At 68.4% G+C, this 18,620-nt stretch carries 16 protein-coding genes; 8 read left to right on the forward strand and 8 right to left on the reverse strand.

The genetic code is table 11. The annotated features are described in order from the left end of the window. Window positions 1-61: 61 nt before the first annotated feature. The 3 genes from phaH to ASC70_RS00555 all read left to right on the forward strand — a co-directional run bounded on the left by phaH (window position 62) and on the right by ASC70_RS00555 (window position 5,044). Window positions 62-820, forward strand: a complete 759-nt coding sequence (gene phaH, locus ASC70_RS00545) for a phasin PhaH (RefSeq protein ID WP_056045354.1) — start codon at window positions 62-64, stop codon at window positions 818-820. 328 nt (window positions 821-1,148) lie between these two features. After that, window positions 1,149-4,178, forward strand: coding sequence for a TonB-dependent siderophore receptor (locus ASC70_RS00550; protein WP_082539658.1), 3,030 nt, complete (start codon window positions 1,149-1,151; stop codon window positions 4,176-4,178). Between the two features lie 80 nt (window positions 4,179-4,258). Further along, window positions 4,259-5,044 carry a hypothetical protein gene (locus ASC70_RS00555; RefSeq protein WP_056045357.1) on the forward strand — a complete coding sequence of 262 codons (786 nt, stop codon included), beginning with the start codon at window positions 4,259-4,261 and terminating at the stop codon, window positions 5,042-5,044. A 165-nt stretch (window positions 5,045-5,209) separates the two neighbouring features. On the opposite strand, the gene ASC70_RS00560 is transcribed toward ASC70_RS00555, so the two are convergent. Further along, a complete protein-coding gene (locus tag ASC70_RS00560; RefSeq protein ID WP_056045359.1) occupies window positions 5,210-6,115 on the reverse strand; it encodes a 5'-methylthioadenosine/S-adenosylhomocysteine nucleosidase in 906 nt (301 codons plus the stop codon). A 158-nt stretch (window positions 6,116-6,273) separates the two neighbouring features. Here ASC70_RS00560 and ASC70_RS00565 point away from each other — a divergent pair, with 158 nt between their 5' ends. After that, window positions 6,274-8,334 (forward strand): ATP-binding protein, encoded by a 2,061-nt coding sequence (locus ASC70_RS00565; RefSeq protein ID WP_056045361.1) that lies wholly within the window; start codon window positions 6,274-6,276, stop codon window positions 8,332-8,334. 94 nt (window positions 8,335-8,428) lie between these two features. Next, entirely contained in the window at window positions 8,429-8,806 is a 378-nt protein-coding gene (locus tag ASC70_RS00570) for a response regulator (RefSeq protein ID WP_052196955.1), read from the forward strand. Between the two features lie 2 nt (window positions 8,807-8,808). Here the strand turns inward: ASC70_RS00570 and ASC70_RS00575 are convergent, their stop codons facing one another. The 7 genes from ASC70_RS00575 to ASC70_RS00605 all read right to left on the reverse strand — a co-directional run bounded on the left by ASC70_RS00575 (window position 8,809) and on the right by ASC70_RS00605 (window position 15,015). Continuing rightward, on the reverse strand, window positions 8,809-9,438 hold the full coding sequence (locus tag ASC70_RS00575; RefSeq protein WP_056045365.1) for a hypothetical protein: 630 nt from the start codon (window positions 9,436-9,438) through the stop codon (window positions 8,809-8,811). A gap of 32 nt (window positions 9,439-9,470) precedes the next feature. After that, window positions 9,471-10,748, reverse strand: a complete 1,278-nt coding sequence (locus tag ASC70_RS00580) for an amidohydrolase family protein (protein ID WP_056045368.1) — start codon at window positions 10,746-10,748, stop codon at window positions 9,471-9,473. 47 nt (window positions 10,749-10,795) lie between these two features. Beyond that, on the reverse strand, window positions 10,796-11,233 hold the full coding sequence (locus ASC70_RS00585; protein ID WP_056045370.1) for an acetyltransferase: 438 nt from the start codon (window positions 11,231-11,233) through the stop codon (window positions 10,796-10,798). Window positions 11,234-11,242: 9 nt separating this feature from the next. Further along, on the reverse strand, window positions 11,243-12,079 hold the full coding sequence (locus ASC70_RS00590) for a helix-turn-helix domain-containing protein (protein WP_056046167.1): 837 nt from the start codon (window positions 12,077-12,079) through the stop codon (window positions 11,243-11,245). 172 nt (window positions 12,080-12,251) lie between these two features. Beyond that, on the reverse strand, window positions 12,252-13,748 hold the full coding sequence (locus ASC70_RS00595; RefSeq protein WP_056045373.1) for a phosphomannomutase/phosphoglucomutase: 1,497 nt from the start codon (window positions 13,746-13,748) through the stop codon (window positions 12,252-12,254). Between the two features lie 98 nt (window positions 13,749-13,846). Further along, on the reverse strand, window positions 13,847-14,803 hold the full coding sequence (locus ASC70_RS00600; RefSeq protein WP_056045375.1) for an SIS domain-containing protein: 957 nt from the start codon (window positions 14,801-14,803) through the stop codon (window positions 13,847-13,849). After that, on the reverse strand, window positions 14,800-15,015 hold the full coding sequence (locus ASC70_RS00605) for a hypothetical protein (protein WP_082009423.1): 216 nt from the start codon (window positions 15,013-15,015) through the stop codon (window positions 14,800-14,802). The genes ASC70_RS00600 and ASC70_RS00605 overlap by 4 nt, the downstream gene beginning before the upstream one ends. A gap of 158 nt (window positions 15,016-15,173) precedes the next feature. On the opposite strand from ASC70_RS00605, the gene gpmA reads away from it, so the two are divergent. The 3 genes from gpmA (at window position 15,174) to ASC70_RS00620 (ending at window position 18,607) form a co-directional block, all read left to right on the forward strand. Beyond that, complete coding sequence (gene gpmA, locus ASC70_RS00610) at window positions 15,174-15,887, forward strand: 2,3-diphosphoglycerate-dependent phosphoglycerate mutase (RefSeq protein ID WP_056045378.1); 714 nt, start codon at window positions 15,174-15,176, stop codon at window positions 15,885-15,887. 94 nt (window positions 15,888-15,981) lie between these two features. Then, complete coding sequence (locus tag ASC70_RS00615) at window positions 15,982-17,241, forward strand: pentapeptide repeat-containing protein (protein WP_056045379.1); 1,260 nt, start codon at window positions 15,982-15,984, stop codon at window positions 17,239-17,241. A 100-nt stretch (window positions 17,242-17,341) separates the two neighbouring features. Continuing rightward, complete coding sequence (locus ASC70_RS00620) at window positions 17,342-18,607, forward strand: pentapeptide repeat-containing protein (protein ID WP_047412555.1); 1,266 nt, start codon at window positions 17,342-17,344, stop codon at window positions 18,605-18,607. The last annotated feature ends 13 nt before the right edge of the window (window positions 18,608-18,620 follow it).

Consider the following 18,620-nt stretch of genomic DNA (forward strand, 5'->3'; position numbering starts at 1 on the left):
GCGTTTTCCGTGTTATGCTGCGCTGCAATAAATCGCGGTTGTCAGCCCAACGGAGCGCGCCATGGTTTCGATCTTCTCCTTCCTGCCCGAGTACAAGACCGACGAGGCCGAGGCGCGGGCCGCGCCGCACCTGGCGATCGGCGCGGCTTCGCCGCTGTGGCTGATGTTCGGCGGCGCGGCCGCCGCCGGGGCCACCTATTGGTGGTGGGCTTCGCGCTGGCGTGAGGCCGTAAACCTCGAAGCCTTGATGGCCCTGACGCCGGAGCCGGTCGCGCCGCCCGTCGAGGCCGTGGCCGAGCTTGAGGCCGCGCCGCCCTTGACCGAAGCGCTCGTCGAGCCGGCCGTCGGCGCCGTCGCCCTGGCCGTCCAGACCACCGAGACGGTGCTGGACGCCGCCCAGGAGATCGTCGAGGCCGCGGCCGAGCCGCTGGTCGGGACCGCCGCCGCCAACGAGGATGTCGCCGAAGCGGTGGTCGAACCCATCGTCGAGGCCGAGCCGGTAGTCGCCGTGGCGGCCGAAGCCGTCGCCGAGGCGCCCGTCCAACTCGCCGAGACGGCCGCTCCGGTGGTGGAAACCGCCGCCGCGACGGTCGAAGCCAACATCCAAACCGCAGGCGACGACCTGACCCGCCTGGTCGGGGTCGGGCCGAAGCTGGCCGCCTCGCTGGCCGAGCTGGGCGTGACGACCTTCAGCCAGATCGCCGCCTGGACGCCGGACGAGCTGGCCTCCTACGACCAGCTGCTGAACCTGAAGGGCCGCGCCGAGCGCGACGCCTGGATCGCCCAGGCCAAGCGCTTCGCCGCGCCTGACGAAGCCTGATCCTCCCCTCCGGGAATCAGAGAGGCCGCCGAGGAGTCTCGGCGGCCTTTTTCTTTGGGCGATACCTGAGCCACATCGCGAAATGTGGCGACCGAGTTCGCTTTCCCTGCGCGTAAACGGTTAAAAAGACTTCGCAATATGGCTTTCGAAGCACGAACTGCGTGCCGTCTGCCACAGTTCGCCTGAAATGCGACAATTCGCTGACGGTAAGATTGCAGTCCCGTCGCGAAGCAGATTGGGTGGCCGCAGCGGTAAATCGTCGCGCGCCAGCGGGGGCTTGGCGGGGGGGCGTGCCGCGGTGTCCGTAATCCAAGGCGAAAATCCTCCAATGCTCATTCATCGCAGACATCTTCTGGCCTCGACCATCATCGCGGGGCTGGCGGCAGGCGTGGCGCTCCCGGCCCTGGCCCAGACGGCCGCTCCGCCGCCGACCGCCCAAGACACCGCCAAGCCCTCGGACAATGCCGAGGTCGAGGCCGTCGTCGTTACGGGCTCGCGCATCAAGCGCAGCGCGTTCAACAGCCCCGACCCGATCCAAGTCATCTCGGCCGAGCAAGGCCAACTGCGCGGCATCGCCAGCGCCACGGGCCTTCTGCAGTCGTCGACGATCGCCTCGGGCTCGCCCCAGGTGACGTCCGCGATCTCCAGCGCCTTCGTCACGGACGGCGGTCCCGGCTCGGAAACCGTGTCGCTGCGCGGCCTAGGCCCGAACCGCACCCTGGTGCTGCTGAACGGCCGCCGGGCTGGTCCGGCCGGCACCCGCGGCGGCGTCTCGGCCTTCGACCTGAACGTCCTGCCGCTGTCGGTGATCGACCACGTCGACATCCTCAAGGACGGCGCGTCTTCGATCTACGGCTCCGACGCCGTGGCCGGCGTGGTCAACATCATCACCAAGCGCGACACCGACGGCATCGACGCCGAGATGTTCTACAGCCAGCCGCAGAAGCACGGCGGCGAGCAGTACTCGGCCAGCGCCAGCTGGGCCAAGACCTTCGACCGCGGCTTCCTCAGCATCTCGTACGAGTACTTCAAGAAGGCCGAGCAGACGAACGGCCAGCGGCCCTACACCAACTGCGGCCGCTCCTACATCACGGACTCCAACGGCAAGCGAAAGGACTCGATCGATCCGCGCACCGGCCAGATCCAGTGCCGTGACCTGCTGTACGATCAGATCTGGCTCTACGACTTCAACTTCTCCGGCTTGGACGGCAAGTTGCAGTACGATTACACCGGCAAGATCAAGGGCCTGATCCCGCAGGTTCCGCCTGGCGGCGGCTATCCGGGCATGCCGGCCGGCTTCTACACCGTCGGCTACAGCACCGACCCGCAGGCCCCCGACAACGGCGTGCTGGACTACACCAGCCCGTTCTACCTAGCCTCTTCCCTGACGCCGCGCACCGAGCGCAACACCGTGTTCGCCCAGGGCGCCTTCAAGATCACCGACAGCGTCGAGGCGTATGGCGAGGTCCTACTGAACCGCCGGGCGACCAAGACCAACGGCTATCGCCAGTTCTGGAGCTACCAGTACACCGGCGACTACGATCCGTTCTCCGCCGGCTTCACGGGAGACTACATCCTGTCGCCGACCCCGGTGACCAACCGTTACCGCTCGGGCCAGCGCGTCGATTATCAGCGCTACCTCGGCGGGCTTCGCGGCGACTTCGGCAAGATCGATTTCCTGAAGAGCTGGGACTGGGACATCTTCACCCAGTACAGCCACAGCAAGGGCCTCTATTCGCACGACGTGCTCCTGCAGGACGCCGTCGACAGCGCCGATGGACGACGAGACGGCGATCCCAGCGACCCGAGCAGCTGGGCGACCGGGCTTGGCGCTCGCGGCAATTCGATCATCCGTCCGACCGCCTCCTGCGTCGGCTACGTCACGCCGATCAGCAAGCGGCCCTGCGTCGACGTCTCGTGGGTCACGCCGGACTTCCTGGCCGGCAAGTACACGCCGCAGGAAGAAGCCTTCCTGTTCGACACCGAGACCGGCAAGACGGTCTACAAGCAGCTGATCATCGAGGGCTCGGTCTCGGGCAACCTGTTCTCGCTGCCGGCGGGCAAGGTTGGCCTCGCCGTGGGCTTCCACTACCGCAAGGACTCGATCAACGACGTCCCGGGCCCGATCACCCTGGCCGGCAACATCTGGGGCGACTCGGCCTCGGGGGTCACCAAGGGCGACGACCTGGCGCGTGAAGTGTTCGGCGAACTCAGCATCCCGATCTTCAAGGACATGTTCCTGGCCAAGAACGTCGAGCTGTCGCTGTCGGGCCGCCACACCAAGGTCAATTCCTACGGTGAGGACGACACCTACAAGATCGGCCTGAACTGGCAGATCGTCCCGTCGCTGCGTCTTCGGGCCACCCGTGGCACCTCGTTCCGCGCGCCGGCCTTGTTCGAGCTGTACAAGAACGCTGAGACGTCCTTCGCCAACCAACGCACGATCGATCCCTGCGTTCGCTGGGGTCAGAACCTGACGCAGGGCAACATCACCCAGCGCGTCGCCGACAATTGCCGGGCGGACGGCGTGCCGGACAACTATACGGGCTCGGGCGCCCAGGCGACCGTGACCTCGTCGGGCGGCAAGGGTACGCTCGAGGCCGAAACCTCGCTGGCCAAGACCTATGGCGTGATCTGGACGCCGAAATTCGCCGACCTGCAGGTCGCGGTCGACTACTTCGACATCGACGTGAAGAACGAAGTGACGCAACTGGGCGCGCAGACGATCGTCAACCAGTGCTACAAGTCGTTGAGTTTCCCTAAGGACCGGCTCTGCGGCCTGTTCACCCGGAACGCCGGTTCGCACCTGATCACGACGGTCACCAACAACTACATCAACATCGCCGAGCAGATTAACCGCGGCATTGACCTGACCGTCCAGTACGGCGTCGACCTGCCGTGGGACATCCGCATGACGACCGAGCTGCAGTCGACCTGGCAGCTGAAGGACACCGAGGCCAAGTTCGCCGACAACGTCGTCGACCTGAACGGCTTCGTCGGTGATCCCGACTGGAGCGGCCAGCTGAACCTGAGCTTCCGGAAGGGCGACTGGACCGGTTTCTGGGGCGTCGACATGGTCGGCAAGGCCTCGGACGCCGAGACCGAGGTGGACACGAACCCGACGGGGACCTTGTTCTACAAGATCCACACCGAGTTCACGGCGTACCACAACGTCTCGCTGCGCAAGCAGTTCGAGGGCTGGTCGATTACCGGCGGCGTCTCGAACCTGTTCGACGAGCAGCCGCCGGCCGTGACCCTCGCTCAAGGCAAGTACAACACGGTGGGGACCTCGGTCCTGTCGTCGCAGTACGATTACCTGGGCCGTCGCGCCTTCCTGAACATCAAGGCGCACTTCTAGTCGCGACCTGATCCTCTAAGATGACGGCGGCGGAGCGATCCGCCGCCGTTTTTCTGTCCGCTTCTTTTCAAGGCCCTCGCGTGAACGCCATCATCCGCGGCAAGCCCGACAATCTCGACGCGATCGGCGAGCGTTTCGACCGCGCGCGCCTGTCCCAGCCGGTTTTCCTGAACAGCGTGCCCAAGGCCGGCACGCACCTGATCCGCAACATCCTGCGGATGTTCGTCGACCCCGAGCAGCATTGGCGGCGCGAATACATCCAGCACGCCCTGCTGTCGCGCAGCCGCGACGCGTTCCTGGCCGACAAGCCGATGATCAGCTGGGGCCACATGCTGTTCTCGGACGAGTCGGCCGTGGCCTTGCGCGACGTGCGCCACCTCGTCTTGGTCCGCGATCCCTATGACTGGGTGCTGGCCCGGGCGCGGTTCTACCTGTCGGATGAGTTCCAGGGCGGGCTGGAGCATATCAAGAACGGCGGCGCGACGATCGAGGACGTCATCATGATGATGATCCTGGGCGCGCACGGCCGCGTGCCGGACCTGAAGGACATCTTCAGCATGAACGCCGTGGCCTGGCTGGGCTCCAACGCGGTGCTCGTCCGCTACGAGGACATCGTCGAGGCCCTGAACGATCTGGGCTCCCGCCGCGCCGAGGCCTTCTTCGGCCAGCTGCTGGCCGACTGCGGCCTCGACCTGCCCGTCGACTGGCGCGACCGCGTCGAGGCCGGCGCCGACCGCCGCGAGAGCCGCACGGCCAGCGAGAACCTGAAGGTCACCGCCGAGGTGCCCAAGGTGCTGTCCGACACCCACAAGCGGGTGGTGGACTTCCACGCGCCGGGGCTGCGGGCGTTGTTGGGGTACCGGTGACGAGCCCGAATTCCTCTCCCCAAATCCGCCGACGCCGCAGGGCCCCCACCTGACCACGCATCGCGTGGTCGTCCGCCCCCGAAAGGGGTGGAAGGTGTGCCCCTTCTTCCCCCTCCGGGGGAGGAGCGCGGCAGCGCGGAGGGGGCAAGTCAGACGCAGAGAGGATCAGGGCAGCGCCTTGACGAACGCCTTCACCACCGTCGCCGAATTGTCCGAGGCCAGGGCCATGAAGGTGTGCATCTCGTTGGCGCCCGCGCCGCCGCCGGCCAGGTCCGACAGGCTGCGGAAGGCGACGAACGGGGTCTTGTTGACCAGGGCCACGTGGGCGACGGCGGCGCTTTCCATATCGACGACGCGGGCCTCGAACGTGGCGCGCAGATATTTGCGGTAAGCGGCGTTGTCGAGGAACACCGGGGCCGAGACGCCGTTGCCGCCCACGACCACCTTGGGCGGGTGAACCAGGCACTTGTCGGCCGCGCAGCGTTGCAGGGCGACCTTGGCGGCGACCTTGCGGGCGGTGTCGAGCAGGGCCGGATCGGTCGGGAACCAGACCCGGGCGGGCGTCCCGAGCGTGTCGCCGGGCATGTGGATCCCCCGCGGATAGATCATGCCGAAATTGGCCAGCGGCGTGGTGCGGATGCTGGGCGCGACGTCGAAGCCCTTGTCGGTCTCGCGAGCGAAGGCGCTTTCCAGGTTCTGGGCCCACTGGTCGGCGACCACGACGTCGCCGATGTCGAGGCTCTCGTCGACCCCCCCGGCGATGCCGGAGAAGACGATGCGGGTGATGTTGAAGCGGTCCAGCGCCATCTGGGTGGTCATGGCCGCGTTGACCATCGAGACGCCGCTCAGGAACACCACCACCGGCTTGCCCTCCAGCCGACCCGTCGTGAACGCCACGCCGTGGACGTCGAAGGTCTTCTGCTCGCTCGTCGCCGCGTTCAGGGCGCCGATCTCGGGCGGAAAGGCCGAGATGACGGCGACGCGGGGCGTCTCGTCCAGCCGCTGGGCCAGCGCGAGGGCCGGCGAGACGGCGAGGAACAGGCAGGCCAGGACGAGGGCGGGCAGGCGCATGGCGACTCCTTGGAACGGCACGGCCTGCTTAGCCGTCGCGGGGCGCGGACCCAAGCGGCTTGGCGCGTCCGGCCCCGGACTTCTCTCGAGGTGATCAAGAGCACAGCCGATCCCGTCTTTAATTGCTAAGCTGGGTACGATTGGCACTGTGGACGACGATGGACGACCGCTCCGATTCCCGATCTGGCGTAGACCGGCCCGGTCCTGGCCGGCCCGGTCCAAGCCGCCTCGGCGCGCTGGCCGCCGCGCTCGGACTGGGTCTGGCCGTCTTCGCCCTGGCCTATGTCTGCATCGAGCTGCCGCGACGGTTCGGCCACAACGCGCCGATCTGGCTGGCCAACGCCCTGGTGCTGACGGTGCTGCTGCGCACCGAGGCGCGGCGCTGGCCGCTGCTGGTCGCGGGCGCGGCGGCGGGCACCTTTCTGGCCAGCCTCTATCTGAAGTCCAGGCTGGGCCTGGCTGCGGGCCTGATGGTCGCCAACGTTACAGAATACCTGTTCTGCGCCTGGGCCCTGCGCCGGACGGTGGGGCGCGAGATCGTCATCGGCCGACCGCGCGACCTGGGCTTGCTCGCGCTATTCGGCGTGTGCGGGCCGGTTCTCTCGAGCGTCATCTCCACGGCCACTTTCGCCGCGCTCGGCTGGGGCGGTCTGCCGATGCGGGCGATGAGCTGGATCCTCTCGAACGCCCTGGGCCTGATGGCGCTGGTTCCGTGCCTGCTAGCCCTCAGCCAAGCCGGCGACCTGCTGGCCGAGCGGCCTCTGACGCGGCGCGGCTGGCTGGCCCTGGCCGCGCTGGACGCCGCCGCCCTGCTGGTGTTCGGCCAGAACCGCTATCCGCTGCTGTTCCTGATTCCGCCGGTGCTGGCCTTCGTGGCCCTGGAGCTGGAAGTGCTGGGGGCTGCCATCGGCGTGGTCATGGTCGGGGCGGTGGCGGTGGTGTTCACGGCGCTCGATTCCGGCCCTATCGGCCTGGTCAGCGGCGACCTGACCGAGCGCGCCCTGTTCCTGCAGCTCTTCCTGGTGGTGGCGATCTTCTCGGCCCTGCCCCTGGCCTCGACCAGCGCCCAGCGCCGCCGTCTGAAGGTCCAGGCCGAGGAGGCCGCCCACGTGAAGTCCGAGTTCCTGGCCAATATGAGCCACGAGCTGCGCACCCCGCTGACCGCCGTGCTGGGCTTCACCCAGCTGGTCGAGGATCAGCCCGAGCTCAGCGACGAGACCCGCGGCTACGTCCAGCGGGTGGCCAACGCCGGCAAGGCGCTGCGGGCGACCGTCAACGATATCCTCGACTTCTCCAAGCTCGAGGCGGGGCAGGTCGACATCAAGCCCCAGCCGATGTCGGCCGCCGACCTGACCCGTGAGACGGCCGAACTGTTCGCCGCCCAGGCGCGAGACAAGGGCGTGGCGCTGCGCGTCTCGGGCCTGGCCGAGCTGCCGCCGCTGGTCGAGGCCGATCCGGATCGTCTGCGCCAGATCCTGCTGAACCTGATCGGCAACGCGGTGAAGTTCACCGAAAGCGGGACGGTGATCGTCACCACCCGGTTCGCGGCCCAGCGGCTGTCGTTCGAGGTCTCCGACACCGGCCCGGGCATCGCCGCCGAACAGGCGGGCCAGCTGTTCCAGCGCTTCTCGCAGGTCGATGGCGCCTCGACCCGCAAGTCGGGCGGCACCGGCCTGGGCCTGGCCATCTGCAAGGGTCTGGTCGACGCCATGGGCGGGCAGATCGGGGTCGAGAGCGCGCCGGGCGCGGGCTCGCGCTTCTGGTTCGAGATCCCGGCCCGCATGGCCGAAGCCGCCGCCGAGGACGCCGCGCCCCGGGCGCGGATCGGCCTGCCGGCGGGCTGTCGCGTGCTGGTGGTCGACGACAATGCCGCCAACCGCCACCTGGTCCGCGCCATCCTCGGTCCGTTCGGCGTGGCGCTGACCGAGGCGTCCGACGGCGACGAGGGGATCGTCGAGGCCGAGACCCAGGCGTTCGACGTCATCCTGATGGACCTGCGCATGCCGCGGGTCGATGGCCGCACCGCCGCGACCCGCATCCGTGAAGGGCAGGGACCGAATCGTCGGCAGCCGATCCTGGTGTTCTCGGCCGACGCCTCGGCCCTGCCGGACGACCCGCTGTTCGCCGGCCATGTGGCCAAGCCGCTTTCCGCCCTCGGATTGATCGAAGCGATGGCGATGGCGATCGCTCACCCCGAAACGGTGTCGCCGACGGCCTGAAACCGGGTCCGGCGTTTGACGCCTTAACCATCTTAGGCTTCATACCCCCTCGAACACTGTTCGCCGCCGAGTGGTTCAAGGCCTTTTGCAATCGATGTCCAAGCGCGTTCCCCTGATCTATGTGGCCGATGACGACGCGCCGACGCTGGAACTGGTCGCTACCTTCCTGGAGCGCGACGGCCTCGAGGTGGTGGGGTTTCCCGGCGCGGACCGGCTGATCGCCGCCATCCCGCTGCGCCGTCCCGACGCGATCCTGCTGGACGTCCGCATCCCCGGCCAGAGCGGCCTCGACGCCTTGAAGGCGCTGAAGGAGTCGGAGGCGGCCGACATTCCCGTGCTGATGCTGACCGGCGACGGGCGGCTGGACCGCATCGTCCAGGCCATGCAGCTGGGCGCCAAGGGCTATGTGATGAAGCCGTTCGACGGTCCCAAGCTGGTCGGCGAAGTGCGGGCGATGCTGAAGCCCGCCTGAGCTCAGCCGACCAGACTCTTGAACCAGGCCAAGACTCCGTCCCACCAGGCCAGGAAGTTCTCGAACAGGCTCGCCTGCTTGGGCGGCGGGGGCGGCTTGATCTCGACGGGGACGAACCAGCTGGGCGCGGCCGGCGGGGCGCAGTTCATCCGCATGCCGACGCCCTTCAGATAGCCGCGCCGCACGGCCCCCGCCTCGACGGCCTTGCGCACCGCCTTGTCGTGCCGGGCCGCGCCGGTCAGCTTGCGGATCCAGCCCCGGAACGGCAGCACGTCCCGGGTCGTGTCGCGCACCCCGGCCACGCCGACGTCGTAGGTCGCGTCGGCGACCTTCTTGCCGCGCGAGCGGGTGTCGGGCGGCGGGGCCTCGTCCAGGTCGGGACCCAAAGCCGCGTCCAGTCGGCCGATCTCGGCGGCGATCGGCTCGCAGCGGGTCAGGCCGGTCATGTCGTAGGGATCGGCGACGGCCCGTTGCAGCACGGGTGGGATCGAGGTCTGCTTGAGGTTCAGGTCCTCCAGCGGCGCGGTGGCGGCGTCGCGGAAGGTGTCATGCCGCTGCATCGTCCCTGGATCGGTCTGGGCCAGGGCCGGAGCGGCGGCGGCGAGCAACAGCAGGGGCAGGGCAAGACGCATGGGCCCAGAACGCCTTGTCCCGAAGCTTCGCGTCAAGGCCGCCGAACGACCTGGCCGCCCTTCATCACGAAGACCACGTCGCGGGTCGCCTCGATCGCCCGGGTCGGATCGCCCGTCACCGCGACGATGTCGGCGAGATAGCCGGGCTTCAGCTGGCCCAGGTCGCCCGCCCGGCCCAGAACCTTGGCGTCGACGGCGGTGGCGGCCAGCAGGGCCTGGGCGGGGCTCATGCCCTCCTTGACCAGCCAGACCAGCTCGCGGGCGTTGTCGCCGTGCCGGAACACGCCGACGTCGCTGCCCATGCCGATGGTGACGCCGTTCTTCACGGCCAGCTTGAAGGCCCGATCGGCGTTGATCATGGCCGCGGTCGGCGGCGTCTTGCCGGCGACATAGCCGCCGAAATAGGCCGAGGTGCTCTCGACCGCCGTCAGGGTCGGGAAGAACACCACGCCCTTCTCGGCCATCAGCTTGAAGGTGGCGTCGCTGCCGCCATAGCCGTGCTCGATGGTGTCGACCCCGGCCAGCACGGCCCGGCGCATACCCTCGTCGCTGGAGGCGTGGGCCGAGACCGGCCGGCCGCCGGAATGGGCCGCCTCGACCAGGGCCTTCAACTCCTCGAGGCTGAAGGTCGGCTGGGTCGAGCCGTCGGGGCCGACCCGGTAGTCGGCATAGACCTTGATCCAGTCGGCCCCGGCCCCGGCCTGCTCGCGCACGGCCTTGATGACCTCGGGGACGCCGCTGGTTTCCTGGGCGCCCTGGGGCAGGTCGGCCTCGGGATTGTAGTTCCGACGGGCAGGGCCATAAGCCCCGGTGGCCACGATCGCCCTGGTCGCCACGAACAGGCGCGGACCCGGAATCAGGCCGTCATTGATCGCCTTCTTCAGCGGCGCGTCGGCGGCGCCGACCCCCTCTGTGCCCAGATCGCGTAGCGTGGTGAAGCCCGCCTCCAAGGTCGCCTTGGCCTGCACCGCCGCCCGCAAGGTGCGATAGGTCGGCGTCTCCTTCAGCACCTGATCGTCCCACAGCGTCTCGTTGTACGGATGCAGGAAGAGGTGGCTGTGCAGGTCCATCAGGCCCGGGATCACCGTGGCGCCCGGTAGATCGATGACTTCGGCGCCCGTCGCGTCGACCTGGGCGGCCGGGCCGACGGCGGCGATCTTGCCGTCCTTGACCCGCACGGCCCAGCCCTCGTGCGGCGGGCCGGCGTTCTCGGCCGTCCAGACCCGGGCGGGCTTGAGCAAGACCGGCTGGGCGGCGGACGCCAGGCCAGGGGCCAAGATCAGGGCGAGGGCGGTGAGCAGGCGGCGCATGAGGCGACTCGGGCGATGGAACACCGCCAGCTAAACCGAAAACCGCCTCAGACGCCAAAGCGCAGATGGATCAGCGGGTAGGGCCGGCCTCGGCCGTCGGTGGCCGACCAGCCGATGCGCTCGAAACCCATGTGCTCGTAGAAGCCCACGGCCTGATCGTTCTGTTCGTTGACGTCCGTACTCAGGGTCGGGTGCACGGCCAGCGCATAGTCGATGAACAGTCGCCCGACACCCGCGCCGCGATGCTCGGGATCGATGAACAGCGCCTCCATGTGGCCGTCGATTATCAGCATGAAGCCCAGCGGGCGGTCGCGGCCGTCGACCGCCAGCATCAGCGGCGCGGTCGGCAGGAAGGCTCGCACCTCCTCGCCGATCACCACGCGATCTTCGGCCGAGAGGAAATCATGGGTGGCGTCGACGGCGGCGCGCCAGATCTCGAGGGCGCGGTCGCCGTCTTCGGGGCGGGAGGGGCGAAGCCTGATCATCCCGGCGCTTTAGCCCGCCGCCGCCTCCCGCGCCAGCCGGGCGCAGACCTCGGCGGTGTGGGCGTCGGCGGGGAAGGCGCACTCGATCCGCAGCTCGTCCAGGGTCACGTCGCGCGGCGCGGCGAAGGTGGTGATGGTCTCGAAGAACCTCAGGTTCCCCAGATCGCTGCGGAAGATGAGGTTCAGCACCGGCGCGGGCTCGGTCTCCACGTCGCGGAACCGCCAGCGGGCCGGCACGTCGGGATAGGCCAGCACCTCGTCCAGCAAGGCCTGGGCGGTCTTGTCCGAGGGGGCGGCGGCGATGTCGGCGTGCAGGTGGCGCAGGAACTTCTGGGCGACCTCGGGCCAGTTGACGATCACCGCGCGGAAGTCGTCGGGGTCGAACACCTGGCGCAGCAGGTTGCTGTGCGGGCTCTGCTTGCCGCGCATCAGCAGGGCGTTGATCCGCTGGGCGGCCGCGTTGGCCATCAGCACGTCGAAGTGGCGATTGATGACGAAGGCGGGATAGGGCTCCTGGTGGGCGATGATCAGCTCGATCGCCTCGCGCATCCGCTCCAGGGCGGGGGTGACCAGGGTGTTCTCCGAATACTGCGGCGCATAGCCGGCGGCCAGCAGCAGCGTGTTACGCTCGCGCAGCGGCATGGCCAGGGCGTCGGCGAGGCGGAAAAGGGTGTCGCGGCTGGGCTGGGCCTTGCCCGTCTCGATGCAGCTCAGGTGGCGGGTCGAGACGCCGGTTTCCAGCGACAGGTCCAATTGGCTCAGCCGCCGCGCCGCCCGCCATTCGCGCAGCAGCGCGCCGACCGGGGGATGAGCGCTTCTTTGCCGCGCCGCGTTGGGAGGGGTCATGACCATCGCCTAGCGTTCCATCCCTGCACCGGTCATCACGCCGGTCACGTCCTTGAGAAGGATATAGTGGCCAGCTGCGCCGTTGCGAGCCGTCGCCCCGCGCCGCGATGTCTGAAACGAAAAAGGCCGGGGATCGCGCCCCGGCCTTTCGTCCAAATCGGCTGTAGCCGGCTCAGATTTCCTGGTTGTACTTGCCGACGCGGGCGCCCAGGCGCGGCTTCACTTCCTCGCGGAACAGGGCGCGCATGTCGTCTTCCGACCGGGTGCTCTCGACCACGACCACGACTTCGGGCTTGTTCGACGAGGCGCGGACCAGGACCCACGAACCGTCTTCCAGGTGGACGCGCACGCCGTTGACCGTGATCACCTCGATGATCTTGCGGCCCAGGATCGAGCCGCCGGCGGCGAACAGGTCTTCGTATTCCTTCACCACCTCGGCGACGACGCCGTACTTCTTCTCGTCGTCGCAGTGGGGGCTCATGGTCAGCGAGGTGAAGGCCACCGGCAGGGCCTTGCGCAGATCGCTGAGCTTCTTGTCCGGGTTGCGGTCCAGCATGGCCAGCACGGCGGCGGCGGCGGTCAGGCCGCAGTCGTAGCCGTAGCCCAGCTCGCCGTTCATGAAGAAGTGGCCGCTCTTCTCGAAGCCGGCCAGGGCGTTCAGCTCGGCGCTCTTGCGCTTGATGTAGCTGTGGCCGGTTTTCCAGTAGACGACCTTGCAGCCGTACTGGGCCAGGATCGGGTCGGTGGCGTAGAGGCCGGTCGACTTGACGTCGACCACGAAGGTCGCGCCGGGGTGCAGCGGGGCCAGGTCGCGGGCCAGCATCAGGCCGATCTTGTCGGCGAAGATCTCCTCGCCCTCGTCGTCCACGACGCCGCAGCGGTCGCCGTCGCCGTCGAAACCGAAGGCCAGGTCGGCCTTGTGCTCACGGACGGCGTTGGCCATCTCGTGCAGCATCTCGGCGTCTTCCGGGTTCGGATTGTACTTCGGGAAGTTGAAGTCGAGGTCGGTGTCCATCGGCACCAGGTCGGCGACGCCCATCTTGGTCAGGGCCTCGACCACGAAAGCGCCGGCCGTGCCGTTGCCGCAGGCGGCGACCACCTTCAGCGGACGCTTGAGGCTGGCGCGCTTGGCGACGTCGTCGATATAGCGCTGGGCCTCGCCCTTCACGCGGATCAGCTTGCCGCCCTCGCGCTCGACGAACTTGGCGCCCAGGACGATCTCCTTCAGGCGGCCCATCTCGTCCGGACCGAAGGTCAGCGGGCGCTGGGCGCCCATCTTCACGCCGGTCCAACCGTTCTCGTTGTGGCTGGCGGTGACCATGGCCACGCAGGGGATGTCGAGGTCGAACTGGGCGAAATAGGCGGTGGGCGACAGGGCCAGGCCGATGTCGTGGACCTCGCAGCCGGCGCTCAGCAGACCCAGGATCAGGGCGTTCTTGATCGAGGTCGAGTACGAGCGGAAGTCGTGGCCGACCACGATCTTCGACTGGCCCAGCTCGTGGATGTAGGTGCCCAGACCCAGGCCCAGGGCCTGGATGCCCAGCAGGTTGATCTCGGGGCCGAACAGCCAGCGCGCGTCGTACTCGCGGAAGCCGGTCGCCTTGACCAGCGGCTCGTTTTCGTAGGCGGCGGTATTCGGAACCAGATCGGCGCGGGGTGCGGAGAACATCTAGGGCTCGCTTCAGTTTCGAGGAGGTCGCTTTAGCCGCCTCTTGGTCGGACGGCTAGCGCGATCACATGACAAGGTTCGGTAAATCCGGATGTGACCTAGATCACGCCGGCCCGGAGTAGATCGTGGACATGCAGGACGCCGACCGGGCGTTCGGCCTCGACCACGAACAGGACGGTGATCCGGCGCTCGTTCATGATCTTCAGCGCTTCGGCCGCCAGGGCGCCGGGCGCGATGGTCAGCGGCGCGCGGGTCATGACCTCGCCGGCCGTGTGCTGAAGAAGTCCGTCCATGTGCCGGCGCAGGTCCCCGTCGGTGATCAGGCCGGTGAGCCGGCCTGAGCCGTCGACAACGCCGACCGCGCCGAAACGTTTCTCGCTCATCACCAGCAGGGCGTCGGGCATGGCGGCCTCGGCGTCGATCAGCGGCAGCTCGTCCTCGCCATGCATCAGGTCGCCGACCGTGCGCAGCATGGCGCCGAGCTTGCCGCCCGGATGGAAGACGCGGAAATCGCTGGCCGTGAAGCCGCGCCGCTCCAGCAGGGCCACCGCGATGGCGTCGCCCAGGGCCATCTGCAGGGTGGTGGAGGTGGTCGGCGCATTGACCTCGGCCGTGCCCTCGGGCGCGTCGGGCAACAGCAACACGATGTCGCCGCCGCGGCCCAGCTGGCTATCGGCGAACGCGGTCATGGCGATCAGCGGGATCGAGAACCGCTTGGCGTAGGCGATGACGTCGGACAGCTCGCGCGCCTCGCCAGACTTCGACAGGGCCAGGATCACGTCGTCCGAACCGATCATGCCGAGGTCGCCGTGCGAGGCCTCGGCCGGGTGGACGAACATCGCCTGGGCGCCGGTCGAGGCCAGGGTGGCGGCGATCTTGCGGGCCACGTGGCCCGACTTGCCGATGCCGGTGCAGACGACGCGGCCCTTGGCGTCGAACAGGGTCTCGACGGCGCGGGTGAAGGGCTCGCCCAGCGACTCAGCCATCGTCCGCAGGGCGTCGGCCTGGATGCTCAGCACGCGGCGACCGACGTCGACGGCGTCGAAAGCGCTCATTGCGGCATTTGCCCGACGGCCTCGACGGCCTTCTTGGCGGCGGCGTCGCGGCGGGCCGCGGCGTCCTTCTCGCGCTGGATCCTGGCCTTCATCTCGGGCGTCTGCTGCACCGGCGTATGGCCGAACGGTCCCCACGACCGGTCGCCTTCGCCTTGCGGCCAGACGAGGGAGAAGGCGATCAGCGCCGCGGCGACCAGGCCCATCAAGGGCATGAAGATGCGATCAGGCATGGCCCGCCTATAGCACGGGCGGCGGCGCGGGGGAGGGGAAACGAAAGGGGGCTGCGCCGGCGATAGGCGGTTCGGCGCTTGACGCTGGGGCCGCCTGGCCTTAGCCCGCGCTGACATTCCCGACACTCGAAGGTAGCCCGATGCCGACCCTCGTCCTGCTTCGCCACGGCCAGAGCCAGTGGAACCTGGAAAACCGCTTCACGGGCTGGGTCGACGTCGACCTGACCGCCGAGGGCGAAGCCCAGGCCAGGAAGGGCGGCGAGCTGATCAAGGACGCCGGCATCCAGATCGACCACGCCTTCACCTCGGTCCAGACCCGCGCCATCCGCACCGGCAACCTGGCCCTGGACGCCGCCAAGCAGAGCTTCGTGCCGGTGACCAAGGACTGGCGCCTGAACGAGCGCCACTACGGCGGCCTGACCGGCCTGAACAAGGCCGAGACCGCCGAGAAGCACGGCGAGGCCCAGGTGACGATCTGGCGTCGCTCCTACGACGTGCCGCCGCCGGAACTGGCCCCGGGCGGCGAGTACGACTTCAGCAAGGACCGCCGCTACAAGGGCGCGAACCTGCCGTCGACCGAGAGCCTGGCGACCACCTTGGTCCGCGTGCTGCCGTATTGGGAGAGCGACATCGCGCCGCACCTGAAGGCCGGCGAGACCCTGCTGATCGCCGCCCACGGCAATTCGCTGCGCGCGATCGTCAAGCACCTGTTCAACGTGCCGGACGACAAAATCGTGGGTGTCGAGATCCCGACAGGCAATCCGCTGGTCATCGAGCTGGACTCCCAGTTGAGGCCGACTAGCGCCCGCTACCTGGACGAAAGCCGCGCCGAGGCCCTGCCGTCGGTCGGTTGAGGCCTCCGGCAAGCTTCACCAGAAGCTGTTGGAAACACGGCGTTAATTATGCTCTGCGCATGGTGAATCCTCACTCTAGGATTCCATGCGAACCATGAGCGCCGCCGCGCCGTCGACACAGGAATACAAGCGCCTGACGCAGTATGACGTGGACGTCATCTGCGCCAAGCACGACCGCCTGTGGTCCGCCCGGATGGGCGGGGCGCGGGCGGTTTTCGCATTCTGCGATCTGTCTGGCCTGTCGATGACGGGCCGCAATCTCTGCGACGCCGACTTCACCGGCGCGATGATGGTCGGCTGCGACCTGCGCAAGACCAAGATGGACAATGCCAACTGCTACGGCGCCGACATGCAGGGAGCGGACCTGACGGACGCTTCTTTGCGCCGGGCCGACTTGCGCGGCTCCAGCCTGCGCGGCGCCAACCTGACCGGCGCCGACATGTTCGAGGCCGACCTGCGCGAAGGCACGATCGCGGCCGCCGACCGCAAGGAAGGCTACCGCGTCATCGAGCAGATCCAGCGCGAGGCCTACGCCGCCGGCACGAACCTCAGCGGCGCCAATCTCGAACGCTCGCGACTGTCGGGCATCGTGGCCACCAAGGCCGACTTCAGCGACGCGATCCTGAAGGACGCCAAGCTGGTCCGCGCCAACCTCAAGCAGGCCAATTTCAACGGCGCCAACCTGGCCGGCGCCGACCTGTCGGGCGCGAACCTCGCCGGGGCCGACCTGCGCAACACGGTCCTGGTCGGCGCCAAGACCATGTCGTGGAACATCAGCGACACCAATCTGGACGGCGCCCTGACCGACAAGGCGTCGGGCACCAACGTCTCCGACATGCCCTACGAGCAGATGATCGCCGACCATGCGAGGTGGTGCGAGACGGGCGGCGGCGAGGGCAAGCCCTCGGTGTTCGACAAGGCCGACTTGCGCAATCTGCGCTCGATCCGGGGTTTCAACCTGACGGCCCTCTCGGCCAAGGGCGCGGTGTTCTACGGCCTCGACATGGAAGGCGTGCAGATGCAGGGCGCCCAGCTCGACGGCGCCGACCTGCGGGCCTGCAACCTGCGCCGGGCCGACCTGCGCGGCGCGCGGCTGAAGGGGGCCAAGCTCTCGGGCTCGGACCTGCGCGACGCCCAGCTTGGACCCTTGCTGATTGCCGCCGACCGCGTGCTGCCCGTCGACTTGACGGGCGCTATCCTGGCCAACGCCGACCTGGCCCGCGCCGACCTCCGCCAGGCGCGGATGGCCGGGGCGGACGTCTCGCGCGCCAACTTCACCGGCGCGCAATTGAAAGACGTCGACCTGACCGGCGCGGTCCGCCTCGCGGCGCGCGGCCTGGATGATGTCATCTGAGAAATATTTCGCGACGGACAGGCGCCAGCTTAACGGTTCGCTCGTCCATCGCCGCTACAGTCCGCGTAACCTATAAAAGAGACCAAACGGGGAAAGCGTTATGGACGCCGCGCAAAGCGTGGCCGGGCGTCGTCGCCTGAGCCAAGCCGAGCTCGACATGATCGTAACGGCGCACGAGAAATTCGTTACCGGCAAGCAGGGCGGCAAGCGGGCCTCCCTACGCTTCATGCAGCTGTCGGGCCTTGATCTGTCGTTCCGAAACCTGACCGACGCGGACCTGTCCGCCTCGATCCTCGACGGCTGTCGCATGGTGCGCACCAAGCTGGATCGCGCCAGCCTGTTCGGCTGCGACCTGCGCAAGACCGACATGCGCCAGGCCTCCCTCGTCCGGGCCGACCTGCGCGGCGCTTGCCTGCGCGGCGCCAACCTGGCCCAGGCCGACCTGACGCAGGCCGACTTCCGCGAAGGCCAGATCTCCATTCCCCATCCTCGCAAGGGTCTCGAAACCCTGCGCCACGAGACCCGCCAGGGCGAGGTCGACGAGGTCAACTTCTCGGGCGCGACGCTGGACGGTTCGCAATTCACCGGCGTCTCGGCGTTCAAGGCCGACTTCAGCGACTGCTCGCTACGCGGCGCCAAGCTGTCGGGCGCCAATCTCAAGGAAGCCAACCTCTCCGGAGCGATCCTCGACGGGGCCGACGTCAAGGGCTGCAATCTGGAGGGCGCCAACCTGTCGGGCGCGGTGATGGCCGGCGTCGACACGTCCACGGCCCGCGTCAGCGGCGCGAGCATGGTCGGCGCCGTCAAGACCTCGACGCGTGAGGCGCTGTCCAAGGCCGAGGAACTCTACAAGCGCTGCCTCGACAACCAGCGCTGGTGCCAGACCGGCGGCAAGGAAGGCCAGGCGGCCCGCCTCGACGGCGAGGACCTGCGTCCGCTGGGTGACCGGCTGAAGGGCCTGCGCCTGACCGCGATGAGCGCCAAGGGCGCCTGCATGGTCGGCATCGATCTCTCCGGCGCCCAGCTGCAAGGCGCCAACCTGCAGAACGCCGACCTACGCGCGGCCAACCTGCGCGGCGCCGATCTGCGCGGGGCCAAGCTGGCCGGCGCGAACCTGACCAAGGCCGACCTGCGCCAGGCGTTCCTGTCGCCGCTGCCGCTGGGTCCGGAACGGCGGACCCAGACCAACCTGCAGTCGGCCCGGATGCGCTATGCGATGGTCCAGACGGCGGACCTCAGCGAGGCGGTGCTGGACGGCGCGGACCTGCGCGGCTCGGACTTCACCGGCGCGCGCGTGGTCAAGGCCAGCTTCCGCGACGTGGACCTGAACCAGGTCCAGGGCCTGGATCTCTCGGCCCCGGGCTGAACACGAAAAAGGC

It is taken from the genome of Caulobacter sp. Root343, assembly GCF_001425745.1.
Classification (GTDB): domain Bacteria; phylum Pseudomonadota; class Alphaproteobacteria; order Caulobacterales; family Caulobacteraceae; genus Caulobacter.

Excerpts from the sequence above, each read along its gene's own strand:
- ASC70_RS00620 (WP_047412555.1), top strand. The coding sequence starts at position 17,342 with ATGGACGCCGCGCAAAGCGTGGCCGGGCGTCGTCGCCTGAGCCAAGCC.
- ASC70_RS00580 (WP_056045368.1), bottom strand. The coding sequence starts at position 10,748 with ATGCGCCGCCTGCTCACCGCCCTCGCCCTGATCTTGGCCCCTGGCCTG.
- ASC70_RS00585 (WP_056045370.1), bottom strand. The coding sequence starts at position 11,233 with ATGATCAGGCTTCGCCCCTCCCGCCCCGAAGACGGCGACCGCGCCCTC.
- phaH (WP_056045354.1), top strand. The coding sequence starts at position 62 with ATGGTTTCGATCTTCTCCTTCCTGCCCGAGTACAAGACCGACGAGGCC.
- ASC70_RS00570 (WP_052196955.1), top strand. The coding sequence starts at position 8,429 with ATGTCCAAGCGCGTTCCCCTGATCTATGTGGCCGATGACGACGCGCCG.
- ASC70_RS00605 (WP_082009423.1), bottom strand. The coding sequence starts at position 15,015 with ATGCCCTTGATGGGCCTGGTCGCCGCGGCGCTGATCGCCTTCTCCCTC.
- ASC70_RS00560 (WP_056045359.1), bottom strand. The coding sequence starts at position 6,115 with ATGCGCCTGCCCGCCCTCGTCCTGGCCTGCCTGTTCCTCGCCGTCTCG.
- ASC70_RS00615 (WP_056045379.1), top strand. The coding sequence starts at position 15,982 with ATGAGCGCCGCCGCGCCGTCGACACAGGAATACAAGCGCCTGACGCAG.
- ASC70_RS00575 (WP_056045365.1), bottom strand. The coding sequence starts at position 9,438 with ATGCGTCTTGCCCTGCCCCTGCTGTTGCTCGCCGCCGCCGCTCCGGCC.
- ASC70_RS00595 (WP_056045373.1), bottom strand. The coding sequence starts at position 13,748 with ATGTTCTCCGCACCCCGCGCCGATCTGGTTCCGAATACCGCCGCCTAC.
- gpmA (WP_056045378.1), top strand. The coding sequence starts at position 15,174 with ATGCCGACCCTCGTCCTGCTTCGCCACGGCCAGAGCCAGTGGAACCTG.
- ASC70_RS00600 (WP_056045375.1), bottom strand. The coding sequence starts at position 14,803 with ATGAGCGCTTTCGACGCCGTCGACGTCGGTCGCCGCGTGCTGAGCATC.
- ASC70_RS00565 (WP_056045361.1), top strand. The coding sequence starts at position 6,274 with ATGGACGACCGCTCCGATTCCCGATCTGGCGTAGACCGGCCCGGTCCT.
- ASC70_RS00550 (WP_082539658.1), top strand. The coding sequence starts at position 1,149 with ATGCTCATTCATCGCAGACATCTTCTGGCCTCGACCATCATCGCGGGG.
- ASC70_RS00590 (WP_056046167.1), bottom strand. The coding sequence starts at position 12,079 with ATGACCCCTCCCAACGCGGCGCGGCAAAGAAGCGCTCATCCCCCGGTC.